The following is a 22,414-nucleotide window of genomic DNA, read 5'->3' as shown; positions in this document are numbered from 1 at the left end:
AACGAGCTCTTTCGAGGTTCGTTTGAAGGCAGGACGGCATGGTGTATCGACGCCGCAGACCCACGCAGATGCAGGCCGCAACCGAATCGGTTGCCGTGGCCCCGACTGCTCCGGTGGCACGGCCAGCGAAGCCGCGTGCGCGGATGATGCGTCAGTATGACCTCGTCGAGCGCGTGCGATCCTACAATCCGAACACCAACGAAGACCTGCTGAACCGCGCCTATGTCTACGCCATGAAGGCGCACGGCTCGCAGACCCGCGCCTCCGGCGATCCCTATTTCTCGCACCCACTCGAAGTCGCAGCGATTCTCACCGATTTGAAGCTCGACGACGCCACCATCGTCGCCGCGCTGCTGCACGACACGATCGAGGACACCGAGGCGACGCGGGCCGAGATCGACCAGATTTTCGGCCCCGAGATCGGCGCGCTGGTCGAAGGCCTGACCAAGCTGAAGCGGCTGGAGCTGGTGTCGCGCGAGGCCAAGCAGGCCGAGAACCTGCGCAAATTGTTGCTGGCCATTGCCGACGATGTCCGCGTGCTGCTGGTCAAGCTCGCCGACCGCCTGCACAATATGCGCACGCTCGACTTCGTGCCGACCGAATCGCGGCGGCGCATTGCCGAGGAGACGCTCGACATCTACGCGCCACTGGCCGGGCGGATGGGCATGCAGGAGATGCGCGAGGAGCTGGAGGATCTGTCCTTCCGGACCCTCGATCCCGAAGCCTATTCGGTGGTGATGCAGCGGCTCGATGCGCTTGCCGAGCGCAACCGCAACCTCATCGGCGAGATCGAGGACCAGCTCTCCAACAATCTGCGCCACCGAGGTCTCGGCGCGCGGGTCTATGGTCGCCGCAAGAAGCCGTTTTCGATCTGGACCAAGATGGAACGCAAGTCGGTCGGCTTCGAGCAGCTGTCCGACATTTTCGGCTTCCGCGTGGTCGTCAATGACATTGAGGCTTGCTATCGCGCGCTCGGCATCGTCCACACCACTTGGCCGGTCGTGCCGGGGCGCTTCAAGGACTACATCTCGACGCCGAAGCAAAACGACTATCGCTCGATCCACACCACCGTGATCGGCCCTGGCAACCAGCGTGTCGAGCTGCAGATCCGCACCGAGGCGATGGACCAGATCGCCGAGCGCGGCATCGCCGCGCATGTCTTCTACAAGGAAGGCGTGGGCTCGCCGACCGAATTCCTCAAGCGCGAGTCGAACGCCTTCGCTTGGCTGCGCCATACCATCGGCATCCTCTCGGAGAGCGCCAACCCCGAAGAATTCCTCGAGCATACCAAGCTCGAGCTGTTCCACGACCAGGTGTTCTGCTTCACCCCGAAAGGCAAGCTGATCGCGCTGCCGCGCCATGCCAATGTGATCGACTTCGCCTATGCCGTGCATACCGACGTCGGCAACAGCGCAGTCGGCTGCAAGATCAACGGCAAGTTCGCGCCGCTGTCCTCGGAGCTGCAGAACGGCGACGAGGTCGAGGTTCTGACCTCGGAAGCGCAGTCGGCTCCGCCCTCGGCCTGGGAGACGCTCGCGGTCACCGGAAAGGCGCGCGCTGCGATCCGCCGCGCCACGCGCACCGCCGTGCGCGACCAATATGTCGGCCTCGGCCGGCGCATCGTCGAGCGCCTGTTCGAGCGCGCCAAGATCGAATATGCCGACGACAAGCTGAAGGGCGCGCTGCCGCGACTTGCGCGCACCTCGATCGAGGACGTCATGGCGGCGGTGGGGCGCGGCGAGATCAAGGCCTCGCACGTCGCGCGCGCGATGTATCCCGACTACAAGGAAGAGCGCGTCGCGCGCTACGGGGTCAAGAAGGGGGGCCTCGCGGCCAAGCTCAAGGAGAAGCCTCCGGAGCCGTCGCGCAGCCCCGTCGCGATCCCGATCGGCGGCAACAATTCCGGCCTGCCGGTGAAGTTCGCGCCGAACGGCGGTGCCGTGCCGGGCGATCGCATCGTCGGCATCATCACGCCGGGCGAGGGGATCACGATCTATCCGATCCAGTCGCCGGCGCTGAAGGATTTCGAGGAGGAGCCGGAACGCTGGCTCGACGTGCGTTGGGACATCGAGGATTCCGCCCCGCAGCGCTTCCCGGCGCGCATCAAGGTCGAGAACGTCAACGAGCCCGGCGCGCTGGCGCAGATCGCGACCGTGATCGCCGAGCATGACGGCAATATCGACAATATCAGCATGCAGCGCCGCTCGCCCGACTTCACGGAGACGACGATCGATCTCGAAGTCTACGATCTCAAGCATTTGAGCGCGATCCTGGCCCAGCTGCGCGCGAAGGCAGTCGTCGCCAAAGTCGAACGTGTTAATGGATAGGCGTCCTTCGTCCCCGCCTGTCCCTCCGATCTCGTGAGTTTCTTAAATGCCCGCTTCTCCGCTCCGCCTCGGCGTCAACATCGACCACGTCGCGACCGTCCGTAACGCCCGCGGCGGCCGCCATCCCGATCCGGTCCGCGCCGCGCTGCTGGCGATCGAGGCCGGCGCCGACGGCATCACCGCGCATTTACGCGAAGACCGCCGGCACATCCGCGACGAGGACATGGCGCGGCTGAAGGCAGAGATCTCCAAGCCGCTGAATTTCGAGATGGCGGCGACCGGCGACATGATGCGTATCTCGCTCGCGACCAGGCCGCATGCGGTGTGCCTGGTGCCGGAGCGGCGGCAGGAGGTGACGACCGAGGGCGGGCTGGACGTGGTCGGCCAGCATAATGCGCTCGCGCCCTATATCGCGCGGCTGAACGATGCCGGCATCCGCGTCTCGCTGTTCATTGCCGCGGACCCCGCGCAGATCGAGATGGCGGCGCGGCTGCGCGCGCCCGTGATCGAGATCCACACCGGTGCCTGGTGCGACGCCGTCACCGACGGCCATGCCGACAAGGCCGAGGCCGAATGGCAGCGGATCGTGGCCGGAGTGAAGGTCGCCAAGGACGCAGGTCTCGAGGTCCATGCCGGGCACGGCCTCGACTACGCGACCGCGGAGAAGATCGCTGGCTTGCCTGAAATCATGGAGCTCAACATCGGTTACTACATGATCGGCGAGGCGCTCTTTGTTGGTCTCGCCGAGACCGTGCGCAGGATGCGCGCCGCGATGGATCGCGGCCGGAGCCGGGCATGATCATCGGCATCGGCTCCGACCTGATCGACATCACGCGCGTGGCCAAGGTGATCGAACGCCACGGCGAGCGCTTCCTGGACCGCATCTTCACCGAGGCCGAGCGGGCTAAGGCGGAGCGGCGTGCCAAAAACGAGAAAATGGTCGTGGCGACCTACGCCAAGCGCTTTGCCGCCAAGGAGGCCTGCTCCAAGGCGCTCGGCACCGGCATCAGGCAGGGCGTCTGGTGGCGCGACATGGGGGTGGTCAACCTGCCCGGAGGTCGGCCATCGATGCGGCTGACGGGCGGGGCGCTGGCCCGGCTCCAGGCCCTGACGCCGGCGGGATCCGAGGCCCAGATCGATCTGTCGATCACCGACGACTGGCCATTGGCGCAGGCCTTCGTGATCATTTCCGCGGTGCCGATTGCCAGGCTCTGACCGCCTGATGGTTATTTTATAATTCTCATTGAAAATCAATGTCTTATTTGTTTTTGATGTGATCCTTGATTGCGTGGCCGGCGACAACCGTCTAAAAGTCCGCGAACGCAAATCAGGCTGGGCGAATTCGGCTTTACGCCGGAATTGGCCCTCACTATCAGAATCAGGACAATCTCCTTGGGCCGCGAACCGGTGGGCCGTTCGCGGGAGGAGGGCGCTCTGTGACCGCCGGCCGGAATTGAGAGAGCAATGAGCGTGACTTCAGGAACCAAAACTGAGAGCGGCGTCGGCGAGACGGTCCGGGTCGTGATCCACGCTCTCCTGATCGCGCTGGTGATCCGCACCTTCCTGTTCCAGCCCTTCAACATCCCGTCGGGCTCGATGAAGGCGACACTGCTGGTCGGCGATTACCTGTTCGTCTCGAAATATTCCTACGGCTACAGCCACTACTCGATCCCGTTCTCGCCGCCGCTGTTCTCGGGACGGATCTGGGGCTCGGATCCGAACCGTGGCGATATCGTCGTATTCCGCCTGCCGAAGGAGGACTCGACCGACTACATCAAGCGCGTGATCGGCCTTCCCGGTGACCATATCCAGATGAAGGATGGTCTGCTCTACATCAACGACACCCCGGTCGAGCGCCAGCGCATGAGCGAGTTCGTCGGTGAAGATCCGTGCGGCTCCGAAGGCGGCGGCATCTCGCGGGTGAAGCGCTGGAAGGAAACGCTGCCGAACGGCGTCTCCTACGAGACGCTCGATTGCGCCGACAACGGCTACATGGACAACACAAACGTCTACACCGTGCCGCCCGGCCATTTCTTCATGATGGGTGACAACCGCGACAACTCAACCGACAGCCGCTTCCTCGGCCAGGTCGGCTACGTGCCGCAGGAGAATTTGATCGGCCGCGCGCAGATGATCTTCTTCTCCATCGGCGAAGGCGAGCAGGCCTGGATGTTCTGGCGCTGGCCGTGGTCGGTGCGCTGGACGCGCTTCTTCAAAATCGTCCGATGAAAGACGAAGCCAAGGACATCGCGACCCAATCGATCGAGGCGCAAGCCGCTCCCGAGGGCGAAGCTGCAACCAAGACGCTTGCGCCCAAGTCTCCTGAATCCAAGTCTCCTGAATCCAAGTCTCCTGAGGCCAAGGCGCCTGCAAAGAAGAAGCGGACGCGGAGCAGCAAGGCCAAGGACAAGGCGAAGGCAGCCGCAGACGCGAACGCAGCGCTCGAGGCGCGTATCGGCCACAGCTTCACCGACCCGAACCTGCTGATGCAGGCGATCACGCATGTCTCGGCGTTGAAGTCCGGGCGCAAGCGCGGCGACAGCTATCAGCGGCTGGAATTCCTGGGGGACCACGTGCTCGGGCTCGTCGTCTCCGACATGCTCTATCACGCCTTCCCGAACGCCGATGAGGGCGAGCTGTCCAAGCGCCTTGCCGAACTCGTGCGCAAGGAGAGCTGCGCCGACGTCGCCAAGTCGCTCGGTCTGCTCGACGACATCAAGCTCGGCTCGGTCGGCTCCAGCGCCGACGCCCGCTTGCGCAAGTCGATCCTCGGCGACATTTGCGAAGCTGTGATCGGCGCGATCTTCCTCGACGGCGGTCATGCCGCGGCGGACGAGTTCGTCAAGCGCAACTGGACCGAGCGCATGCACAAGCCGCGGCGGCCTTTGCGCGATCCCAAGACCGTGCTGCAGGAATGGGCGCAGGGCAAGGGACTGCCGACGCCTGTCTATCGCGAGGTCGAGCGCACCGGTCCGCATCACGATCCGCAATTCCGTGTCGCCGTGGATCTGCCGGGGCTGGCGCCGGCTGAAGGCATCGGCGGCAGCAAGCGCGCGGCGGAGAAGGTCGCGGCCTCCGTCATGATCGAGCGCGAAGGCGTTGGTGGCGGCAATGATGGCTGAAACAAGCGGCGAGACGCCTGCCGCGACGCGCTGCGGCTTCGTAGCGCTGATCGGCGCGCCGAACGTCGGCAAGTCCACGCTGGTCAATGCGCTGGTCGGGGCCAAGGTCACGATCGTCTCGCGCAAGGTGCAGACCACGCGCGCGCTGATCCGCGGCATCGTCATTGAGAACAACGCGCAGATCATCCTGGTCGACACGCCCGGGATCTTCCTGCCCAAGCGGCGGCTCGACCGCGCCATGGTCTCGACCGCCTGGAGCGGAGCGCATGACGCCGATCTCGTCTGCGTGCTGCTCGATGCCAAGACCGGCATCGACGAGGAGGCCGAGGCCATCCTGGCCAAGGCCGCCAGCGTCAATCACGACAAGATCCTGGTCATCAACAAGGTCGACCTGGTCCAGCGCGAGAAGCTTCTGGCGCTTGCGCAGGCCGCCAACGAGCGCATGAAGTTCGCGAGAACCTTCATGATCGCGGCGATCTCGGGCGACGGCGTCGACGACATCCGCACGACGCTTGCCGAGATGGTGCCGCCGGGGCCGTATCTTTACCCTGAAGACCAGATGTCGGACGCGCCGATGCGGCAGCTGGCCGCCGAAATCACGCGCGAGAAGATCTATCAGAAGCTGCACCAGGAACTGCCCTACCAGTCCACGGTCGAGACCGACAAGTGGGAGGAGCGCAAGGACAAGTCGGTGCGCATCGAGCAGACGATCTTCGTCGAGCGCGAGAGCCAGCGCAAGATCGTGCTCGGCAAGGGCGGCGCCACCATCAAGTCGATCGGCGCGGACTCGCGGAAGGAGCTGATGCAGATCCTGGATGCGCCGGTGCATCTGTTCCTGTTCGTCAAGGTGCGCGAGAATTGGGGTGACGATCCCGATCGCTACCGCGAGATGGGCCTGGAATTTCCCAAAGAATAAGCAAGAACAGATCGGCCACTGATGAGCGTGCCCCGCAACGTCCAGCGCTTCGAAGCGCTGCTCTATGCCTCGCTGATGCTGGACTCCCTGTCGGTGGCGGTGCAAGACCGCACGCCTACCGTCGAGACGACCGAACAGATGATCATGACGACGACGCTGCTCGCCGGCGGAATGATCCTGCTGATGGTCTATTTCGTCCGGCTGGCCGCGCGCTGGCGCAAGAACTGGCCGCGCTGGGTGCTGGCGGCAGCGCTGGTGCTGTCCGTGATTTCGCTCGCCCAGATCCTCGGCGAGCGGGGCCTCGAGCTCGACAGCGCCATCGAGATCGTCTCGTGCGTGCTGACGGCGTTCGGGCTGTATTTCTCGTTTACCGGCGACGCGAAGGGCTGGTTCAACGCGTGACGATCAAATTGGTGGGCACGCTGCGCTTTGCCCACTCTACGGCGGTCGAAATGCGATAAGCTTCTGCGATGGAATGGACCGACGAAGGCATCGTCCTGGGCGTGCGGCGGCATGGCGAGAGCAGCGCCATCGTCGAGCTGTTGACGCGCCAGCACGGCCGGCATCTCGGCCTCGTGCGCGGCGGGGCGAGCTCGCGGCTGCGGCCGCTCTTGCAGCCCGGCAACAGCGTCAGCGCGGTGTGGCGGGCGCGACTCGACGAGCATCTTGGTACCTACGCGATCGAAGGTCTGAAGCTGCGTGCCGCGACACTGCTGGGATCGTCCCACGGCGTCTACGGCGTTACCCATCTGGCGTCGATCGCGCGGCTGCTGCCCGAGCGTGATCCGCACGAGGAGATGTTTTCGCTGCTCGAGCATTCGCTGGATGATTTCGACGACATCGGCAGTGCCGCCGTGCACCTCATTCATTTCGAGCTGGCCATGCTCTCCGAGCTCGGCTTCGGCCTCGCGCTCGAAAATTGCGCGGTGACCGGGGAGACCACCGACCTGATCTATGTCTCGCCCAAATCGGGCGGCGCGGTGTCGCGCGGCGCGGGCGAGCCGTGGCGCGACCGGCTGCTGCGGTTGCCGCCGTTCCTGCGCCATGGCGAGGCCGCGCATGACCTCACCGACGAGGATCTCCAGGACGGCTTTCGACTCACCGGCCTGTTCCTGCTGCGCCATGTGCTGGAACCACGCGGACAGGCCCATTCGGACGCGCGGGCTGGCTTCATCAATGCCCTGACTCGGCAGCAGGCCAAGGCAGCGCTTCCGGCGCCATGAGCCGATCGCGCTGCTGCATTGCCTGAAAAATCGGGCTACCCCTCGGAACGAAATTTGCCTGTCCGCGTTGGCCGGGCAGGTTCCACAACGGGGACAGCCCAAATGTTGATCAGGGGTTTTGCGCTGACCGCGGCGCTGCTCGCTTTTGCGCCTGACGCGATGGCCGGTGAGCCGCAACCTGGCGTGTTTCGCCGGGCCTCCTGCACATTGGTGAGGTACTATGTGGCGAAATATTCCGCTGCGGCCGCAGAGACATGGGCGCGGTCCCACGGCGCAACCGATGCCGAGATCGAGGCCGCGCGCCGCTGCGTCGCCAACACGCCGGCGCCGGCTCCGGCCAAGGTCCAGCCGACCGTGACGGCAGGCTGGGCAGGGCAATAGAAGCCCACAAGGAACCAATCCATCCTTGCCCGATTCGCTTCCACGGTTTAACCGGGCGGCATGGGAAAACGAATCGTTCCGCCGGAAGAACCGGCCGAAATTCACGAGGTGCCGCTGCGGGAAGCGCTGGAAGAGCGCTACCTCGCGTATGCGCTCTCCACCATCATGCATCGCGCGCTGCCCGATGCGCGCGACGGCCTGAAGCCGGTGCACCGGCGCATCCTCTACGGCATGCGCCTGCTCCGGCTCGACCCCGGCACGGCCTTCAAAAAATCCGCCAAGATCGTCGGCGACGTGATGGGCTCGTTCCATCCGCACGGCGACCAGGCCATCTACGACGCCATGGTGCGCCTCGCGCAGGACTTCTCCTCGCGCTATCCGCTGGTCGACGGCCAGGGCAACTTTGGCAATATCGACGGCGATAACCCCGCCGCCTACCGCTACACCGAAGCGCGCATGACCGATGTCGCGCGGCTTCTGCTCGAGGGCATCGACGAGGACGGCGTCGAGTTCCGCGCCAATTACGACGGCCAGTCGAAAGAGCCGGTCGTGCTGCCCGGCGGCTTCCCGAACCTGCTCGCCAACGGCGCTCAGGGCATCGCGGTCGGCATGGCGACCTCGATCCCGCCGCACAATGCCGCCGAGCTGTGCGAGGCCGCGCTGCACCTCATCGAGAAGCCCGACGCGAAGTCGAAGGCGCTGATGAAGTGGGTCAAGGGCCCGGATTTCCCGACCGGCGGCATCTGCGTCGATTCCAAGCAGGCCATCGCCGAAGCCTACACGACCGGCCGCGGTTCGTTCCGCGTTCGCGCCAGATGGGAACAGGAAGAGGGCAACCGCGGCACCTGGGCCGTCGTCGTCACCGAGATCCCCTTCCTGGTGCAGAAGTCGCGCCTGATCGAGAAGGTCGCCGAACTGCTCGACCAGAAGAAGCTGCCGCTGGTCGGCGACATCAGGGACGAATCGGCCGAAGACGTCCGCATCGTCATCGAGCCGAAGTCGAAGAACGTCGATCCGGCGCTGATGATGGAATCGCTGTTCCGGCTGACCGAGCTCGAAAACAAGATTCCGCTGAACCTGAACGTGCTGATCAAGGGCCGCATCCCGAAGGTTGTGGGGCTCGCGGAGTGCCTGCGCGAATGGCTCGACCATCTGCGCGACGTGCTGATCCGCCGCAGCAATTATCGCAAGGCGCAAATCGAGGGCCGGCTCGAGGTGCTTGGCGGCTATCTGATCGCCTTCCTGAATATCGACGAGGTGATCCGGATCATCCGCACCGAGGACGAACCGAAGCCGGTTCTGATGAAGGCATTCAAGCTGACCGAGGTGCAGGCCGAAGCCATCCTGGACATGCGCCTGCGCCGCTTGCGCAAGCTCGAAGAGATGGAAATCCGCACCGAGGACAAGAGCCTCCGTGCCGAGCTCAAGGGCATCAATGCGGTGCTCGCCTCCGAGCCCGAGCAGTGGAAGAAGGTCGCCGAGCAGGTCGGCAAGGTCCGCGACATGTTCGGGCCGAAGACGCCGCTCGGCAAGCGCCGCACCACCTTTGCCGACGCGCCCGAGCACGATCTCGCCGCGATGGAGGAAGCCCTCGTCGAGCGCGAGCCGGTGACGGTGGTCGTCTCCGACAAGGGCTGGATCCGCACCATGAAGGGTCATGTCGAGGATCTCTCGGGCCTGGCCTTCAAGCAGGACGACAAGCTCGGCATTGCCTTCTTCGCGGAGACGACCTCGAAGCTCTTGCTGTTCGCGACCAACGGAAAATTCTTCTCGATCGACGTGGCGAAGCTCCCAGGCGGCCGCGGCCACGGCGAGCCGATCCGCCAGTTCATCGATCTCGAGCCGGAGGCCGCGCCGGTGACGCTGTTTGTCAACAAGGGCGGTCGCAAATTCCTGGTCGCCAGCCACGAGGGCCAGGGTTTTGTCGTCAACGAGGACGATTGCGTCGGCACCACCAAGAAGGGCAAGCAGGTCCTCAATGTCGACATGCCGAACGAGGCGCGCACGGTCACCGAGGTGATCGGTGACACCGTTGCGGTTATCGGCGAGAACCGCAAGATGCTGATCTTCCCGCTCGACCAGGTGCCGGAGATGGCCCGCGGTCGCGGCGTTCGCTTGCAGAAGTACAAGGACGGCGGTCTCTCCGACGTCACTGTCTTCGAGGCAAAGGCGGGTCTGACCTGGAAGGACTCTGCGGGGCGCGAATTCTCCGCGACCATGAAGGAGCTTGCCGAATGGCAAGGCACCCGCGCCGATGCCGGCCGCCTGCCGCCGAAGGGTTTCCCGAAGTCGAACAAATTCGGCAATGTGATCGGGTAGCGCTTTCTTGTCCCGGACGCGCTGCAACGCCCTTGCGTTGCTGCGCCGAGCCGGGACCGCATGCCACGCGGATTGCTCGGAGAGATGGCCCAGGCTCAGCAGCGCACGGTCTACCGGACGATGCGTCGCATCGCCGGGGTGACGCTGCGCTGCGTCCGGGGCACAGGTCAGGGTGTGGCGCACACATATTCCAACTCGGCAATGACGGGACGTGTGGCACGGCCATCGGTCTCCAATTCTCATTTCAAACAGCGCCCGAGCGTCCGCCTTCTCGCGGCGCATCTCGCCCGAGTTTTGCCTTTCGCTTCGCGCCTTCGCAAAGACGAGGGCGCAGGGAAGGCCGGGCGCCGGCTGGCACCCGCAGGTCCGTGCGCCATGGAAATGCACACGGGGTGGACCACAGGTGTTGCCGGATCGCCCGGCCTTCCCTGCGCGATGGTTTTAACGTGTCCTTCGTGCTCTCCCCGGGGAGCGATGCACTATTGCCCCCGTCGCCCTGCAGATCACTGATGCGCGTGTCCGGTTGGACCAAGCGCATCACCACAGGACTTGACGCACAGGCTCCGGGCGTCAGGACCACACGACTTGTTCGTCCGCGCACGTCTTCGCTGGAACTCCGGGCGCTGGCGTGTGCTCACGCTCGAAACCATGCAAAGACGCTGTCAGCGTCGTGTCGTACGCGCGACGACGATTGCTCACGGCCAAGCCGCCCTGCAACGCCAACCGCGCCCGACGCCGTCGCGTCCATCGCGCCCCAACCCGCAGTTCGTGACGATCGCGATCCGCCCCTTGTCTTGGGTCAGGGTGTTTCTCTTGTACGATAAATCCGAATTTCGGTAAAGTGGAATATTTTTGGCAAGGGGGCTTGACGCGTGAGGTCGCTCCGCTCGCCGCTGTTTTGCCCGACGGCACGCGCGCGATCACGATCGGCCCATCATCCGTTACATGTATTGTCTCGTGCTTTGGAGAAATCGTTCTTTCTCGCCCGGTGCGTAACCCTGGGAAGCTCCATAGTAAGGTTCATTGAATTGATTGTACGGCGCAGCGCGGTAGCGGGTCGGCGGCTTTGGTGGTGTGTATGTTTGCCGTGAGTGACGCCGATTGTTCCCTCCGGCCGTCGCTCCGGCGTAATAAGGGTTGAGGACGCACATCTGACCGTTGGCCGACGCCCTGCATTGGTCCATCGTCGTATAGCTGCACCGATAGTATGGACTGGTTCCGCGAGAGACGACGTTCAAGCAAACGGGAAAAGCCGGATCGTATCTCTGAGCCCGGGCGTGCCCCGCTGTTAAGGCGATACTCACGGTCAAAATCGTCAAAGCCCATTTGCGCATTGGGGCTTCCTCCAAGTCGGTACTCCAAGTCGGTACTCCAGGTCGGTCCGACACACCGGTGGCACTCCGACCGTTGGCAGTATTGATCCACGTCAATGCTCGCGGAATTCCGCCCTAGATCACCCCGACCATCCGCAGCGCCACGCCGGCGGCGCAGCTCCCGCCGAGCACCGTCAGCATGCCGAGCTTGAAGCGGAAGATCGCGGTGGCGGCCGCGATCGACAGCACGAGCGCGGGAAGATCAACGCTCTTCACGACGGGCATATCGAAATCCAGCGGGAAGGCGTGCACTGGCACGGTCTCGCGGAATAGCGTGTGCAGCGCGAACCAGATCGAGAGGTTGAGGATGACGCCGACGACGGCGGCGGTGATGGCACTGAGCGCACCAGAGAGCCCGGTGTTGCCGCGCAGGCGCTCGATATAGGGGCCGCCGACGAAGATCCAGAGGAAGCAGGGCGTGAACGTGACCCAGGTCGCGAGGAGCCCGCCGAGCGTTGCCGCCAGCATCGGCGGCAGGCCGCTTGCGTCGCGATAGGCCGCCATGAACCCCACGAACTGCAGCACCATGATCAGCGGGCCCGGCGTGGTCTCGGCCATGCCGAGGCCGTCGAGCATCTCGTGCGGCTTGAGCCAGTGATAATGCTCGACCGCCTGCTGGGCCACATAGGCCAGCACCGCGTAGGCGCCGCCGAAGGTGACCAGTGCCATCTTGGTGAAGAACAGAGCGATCTGGCTGAAGACGCTGGCCTGTCCAAGGACAATCAGCAACGTAACCACCGGCACGAGCCAGAGCGAAAGCCAGAGCGCGGCGGTGCGGATCGCACGCGCGGTATTGGGACGCACGTGCTCGGGCACGGCTTCGCCAAGCATGCTGTCGATTGCAGCGCCACTGCCGCCATGGCCGTGGCCGGCGGGCGCGAATTCGGGCCGGCCGGCCCTTGCGCCGGCATAACCGATTACGCCGGCGGCGATGATGATGATCGGGAAGGGGACGGCGAAGAAGAAGATTGCGACGAAGGCGATCGCGGCGAGCGCGATCATGACGCGGTTCTTCAGCGCGCGCTTGCCGACGCGGAAGACGGCCTCGATGACGATGGCGAGCACCGCGGCCTTCAGCCCGAAGAACAGTGCCTCGACGAAGCTGACATTGCCGAAAGCCGCGTAGATATAGCTCAGGCCCATGATGGCGATGATGCCGGGCAGGATGAACAGCCCGCCCGCCATCAACCCGCCGGCGGTGCGATGCATCAGCCAGCCGATATAGGTCGCCAGCTGCTGCGCCTCAGGTCCAGGCAAGAGCATGCAGTAATTCAGCGCATGCAAAAAGCGGCCCTCGGAGATCCAGTTCTTCTCTTCGACCAGGATGCGGTGCATCACCGCAATCTGGCCCGCAGGCCCGCCGAAGCTCAAGCACGCGACGCGCAGCCAGACACGGAAGGCCTCAGTGAAGCTGATGCCGTGACCGGCATCAGCTCCTGCTTGGCTATTACGGATGTCCATCACGCCTTTACCTTGTTGGTTGGCCAGTTGTGGGTCTCGCCGGTGGCGTCCCGGCACCAACGATAAAAGGCATCATAGAGCAGCATGCCGGCCTCGAGTTGTTGGAGGTCGTCATCGTACATGCGGGACAATCCGAGCGAGGCTGCAAGCAGGCCGGGCGCCTCAGGCGCGAGGTCCGGCCGCGCCGTGTCGGCTCCGCGCACCAGCGTAGCCAGCCGCAGCAGCGCCGGCGTCGCAATGCCGAACTCCTCGATCATGACGTCGAAGGTGCAGAGCTCGCCGCGGTGGCTCCAGAACACGTTCTCGATGTCGAAGGGCGCGGCCGTGAAGCGCTCGCCGACGGCGACCACTTCGGATGGCGCGACAAACAAGAACACCGCAGCGGGATCGACGAAGCGGCGGATCAGCCAGGGACAGGCGATACGGTCGACTTTCGGCCGCGCCCGCGTCACCCAGGCGGTGCGCCCCCTGGCATCGCGCGGCGGGAGCTTGCGGGTGTCGAGCAGCGGCAGCTTCGCTTCCTTCCACCCCTCGAAGCCACCATCGAGCGTCTCGGCCTCCACGCCGAGCTGGCGGAGCCAGGCCGCCGTGCCCTGTGCGAGCTTGCCGCCGCGCAGGCAGGAGACGATGGCGGAGCGGCCGGCAAATTGGCCGCCCCAGTCCGCAACCGCCTCGTGGCTGAACCTGATAAAGCCGGGGATCAGCCGCCGGTCTGCGGCAAAATCCTCCTCCGTCCGCACATCGATCAGGACAGGAGCATTGGCCGTGCCGATCAGGCGCGACAATTTATCGGATGATATGGTCGTGAATGTAGACATGATGCGTCCTCGAAAAACGGGGGACGCGATACTTGGGCATGTCGCCTCGTGGGGAGATCGCTCGATCCCCATAAGCTCATTACAGCGAAACCGCGCCGGCCTGTCAATCAAAGGTTTCGCCGGCAAGGCGCGTTAGAAAGATATGCTGCTACGGCCTATAGTGAGTGGAAGTGGAATTCTGCGGCAGGGGCGGGGTTGATCCTCGGTCGCCGCAAGGAGGCGCTGCAAGGAGGGACCAGGGATGACATCCAGGATCATGCCGACGATCATGTCTAAATTCACGCTCGCTCTCACCGCCGCGGCACTGGTGTTGTCCTCCCAATCTGTATCCGCGCAGAAGCCGGGTGTCGAAAGGCTTTACATCATGAATTGCGGAGAGGGCGTCGCCGGCGACATCGGGCGCTGGTCGCCCGGGGTGAATGAAGGCAAGTCGATGGATTTTGTCGACACCTGCTATCTCATCAAGCACAGCCAGGGCTGGTTCCTGTGGGACACCGGCATTCCCGACGCCGTGGCCGCGATGCCGAACGGGCTTGCGCCTGCCGACCCCAAGGCGGTGAGCTGGAAGCGGCCGAAGACTCTCGCCGCGCAACTCGAGCAGATCGGCGTGAAGCCCGCTGACGTCAAGGCGATGGGTGTCTCGCACACGCACCCCGATCACATCGGCAATGTCGAGATGTTCCCGCAGGCGACGCTCTACGTGCAGAAGGCCGAATATGACTGGCCCGGTGCCAACAACGAGCCGCGCTTCAAGCCTTCGCATCCGGTCGAGCTGCTCGCAGGCGACAAGGACGTGTTCGGCGACGGCAGCATCACCATCCTCTCGACGCCCGGTCATACGCCGGGACACCAGTCGCTGATGGTGCGGCTGCCGAGGACCCGCGTGGTGTTGCTCTCAGGCGATGCCGCGCACTTCAGGGACAATTACGACAACCGCCGCGTCCCCGTGAACAATGTCAGCAAGGAGCAGTCGATCGCCTCGATGCAGAAGATCGCCGACACCATTTCAAAGGAAGAGGCGCAGTTCTGGATCAACCACGACAAGGCCCAGCGCGACACCCAGAAGCTGTCGCCGGAGTTCTATGACTAGCTTTCGCCGGATCCCTCTTGCCATCATGGTGGCAGCAGGGATGTGCTAGGCGCCGCCAAAGGCGCCGATCAGGGAGGCGAAGCGTGGGGGAGTGGCTCGGGGTCGCGATCGCGCTGGCGTCGAGCAGCATCGGCGGCACCGCCGCGGCAATCACCCGCTATCTCGTCGCCTGCGCTGATCCGGTCATGCTTGCAATCCTGCGTTGGGGGATCGGTTTCCTCTGCCTGCTGCCATGCGCGCTGCTGCTGCGCGTGCGCTGGCCGCAGTGGTCGGACTGGCCGGCCGTGATGACGCTCGGCATCTGCTTCTTCGGCCTGTTCTTCATCCTCTACAATATCGCGGTGTCCTACACGACCGCCGCGCGTGCCAGTCTCGCGCTGGCGACGCTGCCGCTCCACACCATGGTGGTCGGTGCGATCCTTGGTGTGGAACGGCTGACGATGCGCAAGATTACGGGCGTCGGCATTGCCGTGCTCGGCGTGGCGGCGGCGCTTGCTGTGGGCCTCGCACAGAGCCCGCCCGGATCCTGGCGCGGCGAGCTGATCATGACCGGCGCCGTGTTCTGCATGGCGTTCTACAACGTGCTATCGCGACCGCTGATGCAACGTTCCAGCGCGCTGGGCTTTCTCACGGTCGGAATGGGCGCGGGCGCCGCGGTACTGATGCTCGTGGGTCTTGCGAAGGGCAGCTTCGCCGCGCTCGCGCACTTCACGACGGCGCAGTGGATTGCTGGCATCTATCTCGGCGCCGGCGGCGGTGCGCTCGCCTTCATCTTCTGGGTCATGGCGCTGGCCCGCGCGACGCCGACCAGAGTGGCAAACACGATGACCGTCAATCCGATCGCGGCCACCTTGCTGGCGGCGCTGTTGATTGGCGAGCCGATCACGCCAAATCTCCTGATTGGGCTGGTGGCCGTGTTCGCCGGCATCTGGATCGCGACCAGCCAGCCGAAACGGCTTAGCTCTTCGGTGCGCTGACCGCCGGCGGGCTTGCCTCCGGCGTCTTCTTCGGCTTCAGCGAGCCGGCATAGAACGAGACCAGCCACACCAGCAGCACGGCGAGGAGATACACGCCCCAGGCCTGCGGCGGCGTCATGGCCCAGCGCAGGAGGCCTTTGAATGTGCGGGGCGGGGGGCTGTTGTCGGTCATGCCGCGCTTGTGCGCGAAAGCAGCGGCGCGGTCAATCCGGCCGCTTTTCGGCGCGGATCAGGAACAGCGCGGCCAGCGCCGACAGGCTCAGCGCGGACGAGACCATCAGCACCTTGGCGCCCATCACGTCGATCAGCAGGCCGAAGGCCAGCGGCGCGATCGCCTGCGCCATGCGTGCCGGCGCGCCGATGATGCCGAGGCGGTAACCAAAATCCTTCGGGCCGAAGATCGCGAGCGGCAGCGTCCCGCGGGCAATCGTCAGGATGCCGTTGCCGGAGCCGTGCAGAAGCGCGAAGGCGGTCGCGGCCGGCGCGCCGAAGATCGCGACGACGGCCGCGCCAATCGGGTGGGTGACGCAGGCAAGCCGTGTCGACCACAGCGGATGGAAGCGGCTCAGGACGCTCGCCTCGAGGATGCGCGCGATCACCTGGGCCGGGCCGATCAGCGCACCCGCCGCGATGGCCTCGATATGGCTCGCGCCCGTGGCTTCGAGGATGCGCGGGAAGTGCACCGCCATCGCGCCGGTGACGGTCCAGACCGCAGCGAAGACGAACGCCAGCAGGATCATGGTGCGGTCGAGCGGGACGTGCGGCTTCTCGGCCGTTGCCGCAGCCTGCTTGGCGCCCTTGATCGAAGGCAGCATGAAGAAATTGAGGGGCAGGCCGATCAGGATGTTGGCGGCTGCCCAGGCGAAACACGTATCGCGCCAGCCGATATGGGCGAGCCCCCAGGCGGTGAGCGGCCAGCCGACAGTCGAGGCGAAGCCAGCCATCAGCGTGATGCCGGTGATGGGCCTGCGCGCCTCTGTGCCATAGATGCGGCCGAGCGCGGCGAAGGCGGCGTCGTAGAGCCCCATCGCCATGCCGATGCCAAGCACGAACCAGGCGAAGGTCATCACAGCCACCGACTGCGCAAGGCCGAGCAAGACGAGGCCTGCCGCGATGGTCAGGTTCGAGGCCGACAGCACCTGCCGCCCGCCGACGAGATCGATCTGCCGGCCGATGCGCGGCCCCAGCATCGCGGAGATCACGAGCGAGGCCGAGAACGCGCCAAAGATCCAATTGGTGGAGATGCCGAGGTCGTGCGCCATCGGATCCGCAAGCAGGGCCGGCAAATAATAGCTGGAGGCCCAGGCCAGGGTCTGCGTGGTGCCGAGCGCCAGGATGATCGGAAGCTGGCGCCGGCTCATATCGCAAGATTTCTCGTCGTCGATGTCATCATTTGCATTTGCGGCCCGAGGCGAGAGCGCGTCAACAGCGTCCGCGACATATTCGATCTGCCATAGGCGGGAGCCTTGGTTTGCACACGGTCTGCGTGTGGCCTTTCGTTCGTCACGAATGCACGCCATAATGGCGTATGCAACTCACCTCCCGCCTTGCGCTGATGAACTGGCTGGCCGGCCAGGGCCTCACCGGTCTTCCCGAACCCGAACTCTTGCGCGGCTTCTGTGAGCGCTGCCGCGCCGAAGGGCTGGAACTCTCGCGCGGCCTCGTGGTCATCGACACGCTACATCCAATCTACGAGGGCCGCGCCTTCCGCTGGAGCGACACGCCGACCAACGAGAGCGACGTCCTCGAATACGGCTCGACGGCGGAGGGCGATGCGGCCAAGAACTGGCGCCGCTCGGTGTTCTATCATCTGCTCGAGCACGGCCACGACGAGATGGTGATCGATCTCGCCGACGCGCCCTCGCTCGATTTCTCGCAGATCGGCGAGCTCGCCGAAAACGGTCACCGTCATTTCCTGGCCTTCGTGCACCGCTTCGGCGAGAGCGGAGCGCTCGGGCAGATGGATTGCCTCTACTCCTGCTGGACGACGCGGCGCGACGACGGCTTTACCGAAGCCGAGCTCGCGGCCCTGCGCGATCTCGTACCGGTGCTGGGGCTCGCGATCAAATCGGCGCAGCAGGTCGATATCGTGCGGACGCTGGGGCGGGTCTATCTCGGACGTGATGCCTCCGAGCAGGTCCTGCGCGGGCGCATCACGCGCGGCGTCACCGAGCGCATCAACGCCGTGCTGTGGTATTCGGATTTGCGCGGCTCGACCGGGATCAGCGAGAGCATCGGCCCGGATGAGATCATCCCATTCCTCAACGATTATGCCCAGGCCGTGATCGACGCGATCTATGATGCCGGCGGCGACGTGCTGAAGCTGATCGGCGACGGCGTGCTTGCGATGTTCTGGGGCGAGGACATGGCGGCCGCACGCCGTGCCGCGCTGCGCGCCGAGCACCTGTTCCGCCACAACGTCGCGGCGCTGAATGCACGCCGAGCCGCGGAGGGCCGTCCGACCACGTCGGCCTATATCGGCCTCCATGTCGGCGAGGTCTTTTACGGCAATATCGGCAGCGAGGACCGGCTCGATTTCACTGTGGTGGGCCCGACCGTCAACGAGGTCAGCCGCATCGCCTCGATGAGCCGCTCGGTCGATCGCGAGCTGCTGGCCTCGGCCGAGTTCTACAAGGGCCTGGATGCCGCCGGCCGCCGCTATCTCGTCTCCACCGGTCGCTACGCGCTCCGCGGCATCGGCCGCGCGCAGGATCTCTACACACTCGATCCCGAGGTTGACGCGAGCGAGCCGGTGACGGGGAGCTACGAGCGGTATCTGGCGAATTAGGCCCGCGCGGTCGCGCTGTCGTCCACCATGGCCGGCTGCCGGTCCAGCGCCACCGCCGGCGACAACCAGATCACCAGCGCCTGCACGCCGAACACGGCGGCGGCGAGATAGAGGCACGCTTCCGCGCTCCAGACGCCGCCGACGACGGCGCCCAGCGCCGAGCCGAGCGGGCGGGCGCCGTAGCTCATGATGTTGATGGCGGAGACGCGGCCGAGCAAGCGCGGCGGCGTGACCGACTGGCGCAACGTCGTGGTCGAGATCACCCACAGGATCGGGCCGACGCCGAGCAGAAAGAAGCTCAAGGCCGCAAGCCAGGGCGAGGGCACCAGCACCGTCAGCGCCATCACCAGGGCGGCGACGAAGCCTGTCACGGGGCCGAGGCCGACCACGGTGCCGAAGGCGACGCGCTTCATCACGCGGGTTGCGAACAGCGCGCCGATCACCATGCCGACGCCGTACATCGTGAGCACCGTGCCGACGCCGGCCGCGGTCAGGCCGAGATGGCGCACGGCGTAGGGCACGAATACGGCGATCTGCAGGAACCAGCCGGTGTTGAAGATGAATTGGGTGACGAACACCGGTCGGAGCAGCGGATGATGAAACACAAAGGCCGCGCCTTCGCGGATATCCTGGAATGGATGACGGCGCGGGACTGGTGCACGCGAAGGCTCGTAGAGGCCGGAGAGCAGCACCACGGCGGCCGCCGAGAGCGCCGCCGCAAAGCCGAAGGCTGGGCTTGCGCCCCACCAGCCGACCAGCGCGCCGCCGACCGCAGGACCGCTGGCGAAGGCGATGGTGCGCGCCAGTTCGATCCTGGCGTTCGCGGCCGGCAGCAGCTCCGCAGCTACCAGCGAGGGCACCAGCGCCGGCGCGGCCACGCTGTAGACGACGGTGCCGCACACGGCGGCAAAGCCGAGCAGCGCGAGCAGCGGCAGATTGAGCGCGCCGAGCGCCAGCAGCAGCACGATCGCCGCAAGCGCCACCGCTCGCAGCGCCTCGGCACCGGCCATCAGCGAACGGCGGGAAATGCGGTCGGCGAGCAGGCCGGCCGGAATCGCGAACAGAACGAAGGGCAGGCTGAGCGCGGTCTGGAGCACGCCGGTCTGGCCTTCCGCCACGCCCAGCGTCAGCACCGCGACGATGGGCGCGGCCGCCAGCGCGATCTGCTCGGCCGATTGCGCCGCGAGGTTGGACCAGGCGAGGCGGTTGAAGGTGTCGGGAAGGCGAGGGGCATTTGACATGGCGCATTTCCTGCAAAGTCTTGATGGCGCCAGTATCCGCCTCCGACGCGGGTCAAACCCACCCGCTTCCCGACAGGGTCGGGCAAACCCGGAGCGGGCTGTGGGAACCAACGCGCCTAGATGCAGTTGCAAATGAGTTGCAATAAGAATCGACTCCGGTATTCTGACGGCATGGATGCCCGATCGCCCGATCTGACCCAGGACCTGGCCCAAGATGCTGCTGGCTGGCGCACCGACGCGCCGGCCACCAAGAGCCTCGCCGAGGTGAATGCCACCGTCGCCGTCCCCGCGGCGGGGGCGTGGTGGCGGCGGCTGCTCGCCTTTGTCGGCCCCGGCTACATGGTCTCGGTCGGCTACATGGACCCCGGCAATTGGGCGACGGACCTCGCCGGTGGATCGAAGTTTGGCTACACGCTGCTCTCGGTCATCCTGCTCTCAAACCTGATGGCGATCCTGCTGCAGTCGCTGGCGGCACGGCTCGGCATCGTCACCGACCGCGATCTCGCGCAGGCCTGCCGCGCGACCTACTCGCCGGCAGTGAATTTCCTGCTCTGGCTCGCTTGCGAGGCGGCGATCATCGCCTGCGATCTCGCCGAGGTCATCGGCACCGCGATCGCGCTGAAACTCCTTTTCGGGATCCCCCTGATCGGCGGTGCGCTGATCGCCGCGCTCGACGCTTTCCTGCTCCTCGTGTTGATGAACCGCGGCTTCCGCTTCCTCGAAGCCTTCGTCATGGCGCTGCTGGCGGTGATCGCGGTGTGCTTCGCGGTCCAGATCGTGGCCGCGGCGCCGCCCGTTGCCGACGTGCTGCATGGCTTTGCGCCGAAGAGCGAGATCTTCACCAATCCGGAGATGCTCTACATCGCGATCGGCATCATCGGTGCGACCGTGATGCCGCATAATCTCTATCTGCATTCCTCGATCGTGCAGACGCGCGCCTATGCGCGTAACGACGAGGGCCGTCGCGAGGCGATCAAATGGGCGACGACGGACTCCACCATTGCGTTAATGCTGGCGCTGTTCATCAATGCCGCGATCCTCGTCGTGGCTGCGGCGACGTTCCACACCAGCGGCCATTCGGACGTTGCCGAGATCAGCCAGGCGTTTGAGCTGCTCTCGCCGCTGCTCGGTCTCGGCATCGCCTCGACATTGTTCGCGGTGGCGCTGCTGGCCTCGGGCCTGAATTCGACGGTGACCGCAACGCTCGCCGGCCAGATCGTGATGGAAGGCTTTCTCGACCTGCGCCTGCCGAGTTGGGCGCGACGCCTGCTCACGCGCGGCATCGCCATCATTCCCGTCATCATCGTCACCGCAATCTACGGCGAGCGCGGCACGGCGGATTTACTGGTATTCAGCCAGGTCGTGCTGTCGATGCAGCTGCCCTTCGCCGTGATCCCGCTGGTGCGTTTCGTGTCGGATCGCCGCAAGATGGGGCAGTTCGCGATATCAACGTCAATCGCCGCGATCGCGTGGATCGTCGCGGGCGTGATCGTGATTTTGAACGTGAAGCTGCTAGTGGATATGCTGTTCGGGTGAGCGATCTAATCCTGCGGCTCGGACGCCGTATCCCCTTGCGCGTCGATGCGCAGCCAGCCTGAGGGCGCGAGGCGCTGCTGCGGCAGGAAGCGGGCCTTGTAGTCCATCTTCTTCGAGCCTTCGATCCAGTAGCCGAGATAGACGTAGGGCAGTCCCTGCCGGCGGGCGCGCGCGATGTGGTCGAGGATCATGAAGGTGCCCATCGAGCGCGAGACTTGGCTCGGCTCGAAGAACGAGTAGACCATCGACAGGCCGTCGCTGAGGACGTCAGTCAGCGCCACCGCGATCAGCTCCTCGCCGCGGCCGGTGAGGCCGCTGTCGGGCCCGCGCTTGCGGTACTCGATGATACGGGTCTCGACATGGCTGTCCTCGACCATCATGGCGTAATCGAGCACGGTCATGTCGGCCATGCCGCCATGGCGGTGGCGGGCGTCGAGATAGGCGCGGAACACCGAATATTGCTCTGATGTCGGCACGGCGCTGCGCTGCTCGCCGACGATGTCGGAATTACGGGCCATCACCTTGCGGAAGTTGCGCGACGGGCGGAACTCGTTGGCGACGACCCGGACCGAAACGCAGGCCCGGCACTGGTCGCAGGCGGGACGGTAGGCGATCGACTGGCTGCGGCGGAAGCCGCCATGGGTCAGGAGGTCGTTGAGATCGCCAGCGCGCTCACCCACGAGGTGCGTGAACACCTTGCGCTCATGCCGGCCCGGCAGATACGGGCAGGGGGACGGCGCCGTGAGGTAAAATTGTGGGGTGTCGCGCGAGTGCTGGGTCAAGGGACGTCGTGGGCCTCCGAAGTGGGTATCAGCATCGCGCTACGAAAGCCCCCGGTCAAT

The 22,414-nt window shown here is 65.2% G+C and carries 21 protein-coding genes; 14 read left to right on the top strand and 7 right to left on the bottom strand.

Translation table 11 applies throughout. The annotated features are described in order from the left end of the window. Positions 1–38 precede the first annotated feature (38 nt). The 10 genes from M2427_RS09255 (at position 39) to parC (ending at position 10,288) form a co-directional block, all read left to right on the top strand. The gene (locus M2427_RS09255) at positions 39–2,327 is read left to right on the top strand and encodes a bifunctional (p)ppGpp synthetase/guanosine-3',5'-bis(diphosphate) 3'-pyrophosphohydrolase (RefSeq protein WP_280705943.1); all 2,289 of its coding nucleotides are present in this window, start codon (positions 39–41) and stop codon (positions 2,325–2,327) included. Positions 2,328–2,373: 46 nt separating this feature from the next. Next, the gene (locus M2427_RS09250) at positions 2,374–3,126 is read left to right on the top strand and encodes a pyridoxine 5'-phosphate synthase (RefSeq protein ID WP_280705942.1); all 753 of its coding nucleotides are present in this window, start codon (positions 2,374–2,376) and stop codon (positions 3,124–3,126) included. Next, positions 3,123–3,542, top strand: coding sequence for a holo-ACP synthase (gene acpS, locus M2427_RS09245; RefSeq protein ID WP_280705941.1), 420 nt, complete (start codon positions 3,123–3,125; stop codon positions 3,540–3,542). Before M2427_RS09250 ends, acpS begins: the two co-directional genes overlap by 4 nt. Before the next feature lie 249 nt (positions 3,543–3,791). Further along, positions 3,792–4,556, top strand: coding sequence for a signal peptidase I (gene lepB, locus M2427_RS09240; protein ID WP_280705940.1), 765 nt, complete (start codon positions 3,792–3,794; stop codon positions 4,554–4,556). Then, a complete protein-coding gene (rnc, locus tag M2427_RS09235) occupies positions 4,553–5,449 on the top strand; it encodes a ribonuclease III (RefSeq protein ID WP_280705939.1) in 897 nt (298 codons plus the stop codon). The genes lepB and rnc overlap by 4 nt, the downstream gene beginning before the upstream one ends. Beyond that, a complete protein-coding gene (gene era / locus M2427_RS09230; RefSeq protein WP_280705938.1) occupies positions 5,439–6,365 on the top strand; it encodes a GTPase Era in 927 nt (308 codons plus the stop codon). The genes rnc and era overlap by 11 nt, the downstream gene beginning before the upstream one ends. 21 nt (positions 6,366–6,386) lie before the next feature. Further along, positions 6,387–6,767 carry a hypothetical protein gene (locus M2427_RS09225; RefSeq protein WP_280705937.1) on the top strand — a complete coding sequence of 127 codons (381 nt, stop codon included), beginning with the start codon at positions 6,387–6,389 and terminating at the stop codon, positions 6,765–6,767. 68 nt (positions 6,768–6,835) lie between these two features. Next, positions 6,836–7,588: a DNA repair protein RecO gene (recO, locus tag M2427_RS09220; RefSeq protein WP_280705936.1), complete on the top strand. Its 753-nt coding sequence runs from the start codon at positions 6,836–6,838 to the stop codon at positions 7,586–7,588. 102 nt (positions 7,589–7,690) lie between these two features. Next, positions 7,691–7,969 carry a hypothetical protein gene (locus tag M2427_RS09215; RefSeq protein ID WP_280705935.1) on the top strand — a complete coding sequence of 93 codons (279 nt, stop codon included), beginning with the start codon at positions 7,691–7,693 and terminating at the stop codon, positions 7,967–7,969. 60 nt (positions 7,970–8,029) lie between these two features. Next, positions 8,030–10,288 (top strand): DNA topoisomerase IV subunit A, encoded by a 2,259-nt coding sequence (parC, locus tag M2427_RS09210; RefSeq protein WP_280705933.1) that lies wholly within the window; start codon positions 8,030–8,032, stop codon positions 10,286–10,288. Between the two features lie 941 nt (positions 10,289–11,229). Here parC and M2427_RS09205 read toward each other — a convergent pair. From M2427_RS09205 to M2427_RS09195, 3 genes are all read right to left on the bottom strand, one after another. Then, complete coding sequence (locus M2427_RS09205) at positions 11,230–11,622, bottom strand: DUF3551 domain-containing protein (protein WP_280705932.1); 393 nt, start codon at positions 11,620–11,622, stop codon at positions 11,230–11,232. Between the two features lie 114 nt (positions 11,623–11,736). After that, the gene (chrA, locus tag M2427_RS09200) at positions 11,737–13,122 is read right to left on the bottom strand and encodes a chromate efflux transporter (protein WP_280705930.1); all 1,386 of its coding nucleotides are present in this window, start codon (positions 13,120–13,122) and stop codon (positions 11,737–11,739) included. Then, positions 13,122–13,940 (bottom strand): chromate resistance protein ChrB domain-containing protein, encoded by an 819-nt coding sequence (locus M2427_RS09195; protein WP_280705929.1) that lies wholly within the window; start codon positions 13,938–13,940, stop codon positions 13,122–13,124. Before M2427_RS09195 ends, chrA begins: the two co-directional genes overlap by 1 nt. A 265-nt stretch (positions 13,941–14,205) precedes the next feature. Between M2427_RS09195 and M2427_RS09190 the strand changes: the two genes are divergently transcribed. Together M2427_RS09190 and M2427_RS09185 are read left to right on the top strand one after the other, a co-directional pair. Continuing rightward, entirely contained in the window at positions 14,206–15,030 is an 825-nt protein-coding gene (locus M2427_RS09190; protein ID WP_280706040.1) for an N-acyl homoserine lactonase family protein, read from the top strand. 83 nt (positions 15,031–15,113) lie between these two features. Next, positions 15,114–16,007, top strand: a complete 894-nt coding sequence (locus M2427_RS09185; protein WP_280705928.1) for a DMT family transporter — start codon at positions 15,114–15,116, stop codon at positions 16,005–16,007. On the opposite strand, the gene M2427_RS09180 is transcribed toward M2427_RS09185, so the two are convergent. Together M2427_RS09180 and M2427_RS09175 are read right to left on the bottom strand one after the other, a co-directional pair. Continuing rightward, complete coding sequence (locus tag M2427_RS09180) at positions 15,988–16,179, bottom strand: hypothetical protein (protein WP_280705927.1); 192 nt, start codon at positions 16,177–16,179, stop codon at positions 15,988–15,990. The genes M2427_RS09185 and M2427_RS09180 overlap by 20 nt on opposite strands. A gap of 31 nt (positions 16,180–16,210) precedes the next feature. Then, positions 16,211–17,368, bottom strand: coding sequence for an MFS transporter (locus tag M2427_RS09175; RefSeq protein WP_280705926.1), 1,158 nt, complete (start codon positions 17,366–17,368; stop codon positions 16,211–16,213). Positions 17,369–17,535: 167 nt separating this feature from the next. Here M2427_RS09175 and M2427_RS09170 point away from each other — a divergent pair, with 167 nt between their 5' ends. Then, a complete protein-coding gene (locus M2427_RS09170; protein WP_280705925.1) occupies positions 17,536–18,795 on the top strand; it encodes an adenylate/guanylate cyclase domain-containing protein in 1,260 nt (419 codons plus the stop codon). Here the strand turns inward: M2427_RS09170 and M2427_RS09165 are convergent. Continuing rightward, the gene (locus M2427_RS09165; protein WP_280705924.1) at positions 18,792–20,036 is read right to left on the bottom strand and encodes an MFS transporter; all 1,245 of its coding nucleotides are present in this window, start codon (positions 20,034–20,036) and stop codon (positions 18,792–18,794) included. The genes M2427_RS09170 and M2427_RS09165 overlap by 4 nt on opposite strands. Before the next feature lie 171 nt (positions 20,037–20,207). On the opposite strand from M2427_RS09165, the gene M2427_RS09160 reads away from it, so the two are divergent. Then, a complete protein-coding gene (locus M2427_RS09160; protein WP_280705923.1) occupies positions 20,208–21,572 on the top strand; it encodes an Nramp family divalent metal transporter in 1,365 nt (454 codons plus the stop codon). A gap of 5 nt (positions 21,573–21,577) precedes the next feature. Here M2427_RS09160 and M2427_RS09155 read toward each other — a convergent pair whose 3' ends face one another. Next, complete coding sequence (locus M2427_RS09155) at positions 21,578–22,354, bottom strand: arginyltransferase (RefSeq protein WP_280705922.1); 777 nt, start codon at positions 22,352–22,354, stop codon at positions 21,578–21,580. Positions 22,355–22,414 lie beyond the last annotated feature (60 nt).

It is taken from the genome of Bradyrhizobium sp. BR13661, from assembly GCF_029892425.1.
Classification (GTDB): domain Bacteria; phylum Pseudomonadota; class Alphaproteobacteria; order Rhizobiales; family Xanthobacteraceae; genus Bradyrhizobium.
This window is presented reverse-complemented; position numbering and strand designations above follow the sequence as displayed.

Coding starts and splice junctions, on each gene's coding strand:
- M2427_RS09255 (WP_280705943.1), top strand. CDS start 39: ATGGTGTATCGACGCCGCAGACCCACGCAGATGCAGGCCGCAACCGAA.
- M2427_RS09250 (WP_280705942.1), top strand. CDS start 2,374: ATGCCCGCTTCTCCGCTCCGCCTCGGCGTCAACATCGACCACGTCGCG.
- acpS (WP_280705941.1), top strand. CDS start 3,123: ATGATCATCGGCATCGGCTCCGACCTGATCGACATCACGCGCGTGGCC.
- lepB (WP_280705940.1), top strand. CDS start 3,792: ATGAGCGTGACTTCAGGAACCAAAACTGAGAGCGGCGTCGGCGAGACG.
- rnc (WP_280705939.1), top strand. CDS start 4,553: ATGAAAGACGAAGCCAAGGACATCGCGACCCAATCGATCGAGGCGCAA.
- era (WP_280705938.1), top strand. CDS start 5,439: ATGATGGCTGAAACAAGCGGCGAGACGCCTGCCGCGACGCGCTGCGGC.
- M2427_RS09225 (WP_280705937.1), top strand. CDS start 6,387: ATGAGCGTGCCCCGCAACGTCCAGCGCTTCGAAGCGCTGCTCTATGCC.
- recO (WP_280705936.1), top strand. CDS start 6,836: ATGGAATGGACCGACGAAGGCATCGTCCTGGGCGTGCGGCGGCATGGC.
- M2427_RS09215 (WP_280705935.1), top strand. CDS start 7,691: ATGTTGATCAGGGGTTTTGCGCTGACCGCGGCGCTGCTCGCTTTTGCG.
- parC (WP_280705933.1), top strand. CDS start 8,030: ATGGGAAAACGAATCGTTCCGCCGGAAGAACCGGCCGAAATTCACGAG.
- M2427_RS09205 (WP_280705932.1), bottom strand. CDS start 11,622: ATGCGCAAATGGGCTTTGACGATTTTGACCGTGAGTATCGCCTTAACA.
- chrA (WP_280705930.1), bottom strand. CDS start 13,122: ATGGACATCCGTAATAGCCAAGCAGGAGCTGATGCCGGTCACGGCATC.
- M2427_RS09195 (WP_280705929.1), bottom strand. CDS start 13,940: ATGTCTACATTCACGACCATATCATCCGATAAATTGTCGCGCCTGATC.
- M2427_RS09180 (WP_280705927.1), bottom strand. CDS start 16,179: ATGACCGACAACAGCCCCCCGCCCCGCACATTCAAAGGCCTCCTGCGC.
- M2427_RS09175 (WP_280705926.1), bottom strand. CDS start 17,368: ATGAGCCGGCGCCAGCTTCCGATCATCCTGGCGCTCGGCACCACGCAG.
- M2427_RS09170 (WP_280705925.1), top strand. CDS start 17,536: ATGCAACTCACCTCCCGCCTTGCGCTGATGAACTGGCTGGCCGGCCAG.
- M2427_RS09165 (WP_280705924.1), bottom strand. CDS start 20,036: ATGTCAAATGCCCCTCGCCTTCCCGACACCTTCAACCGCCTCGCCTGG.
- M2427_RS09160 (WP_280705923.1), top strand. CDS start 20,208: ATGGATGCCCGATCGCCCGATCTGACCCAGGACCTGGCCCAAGATGCT.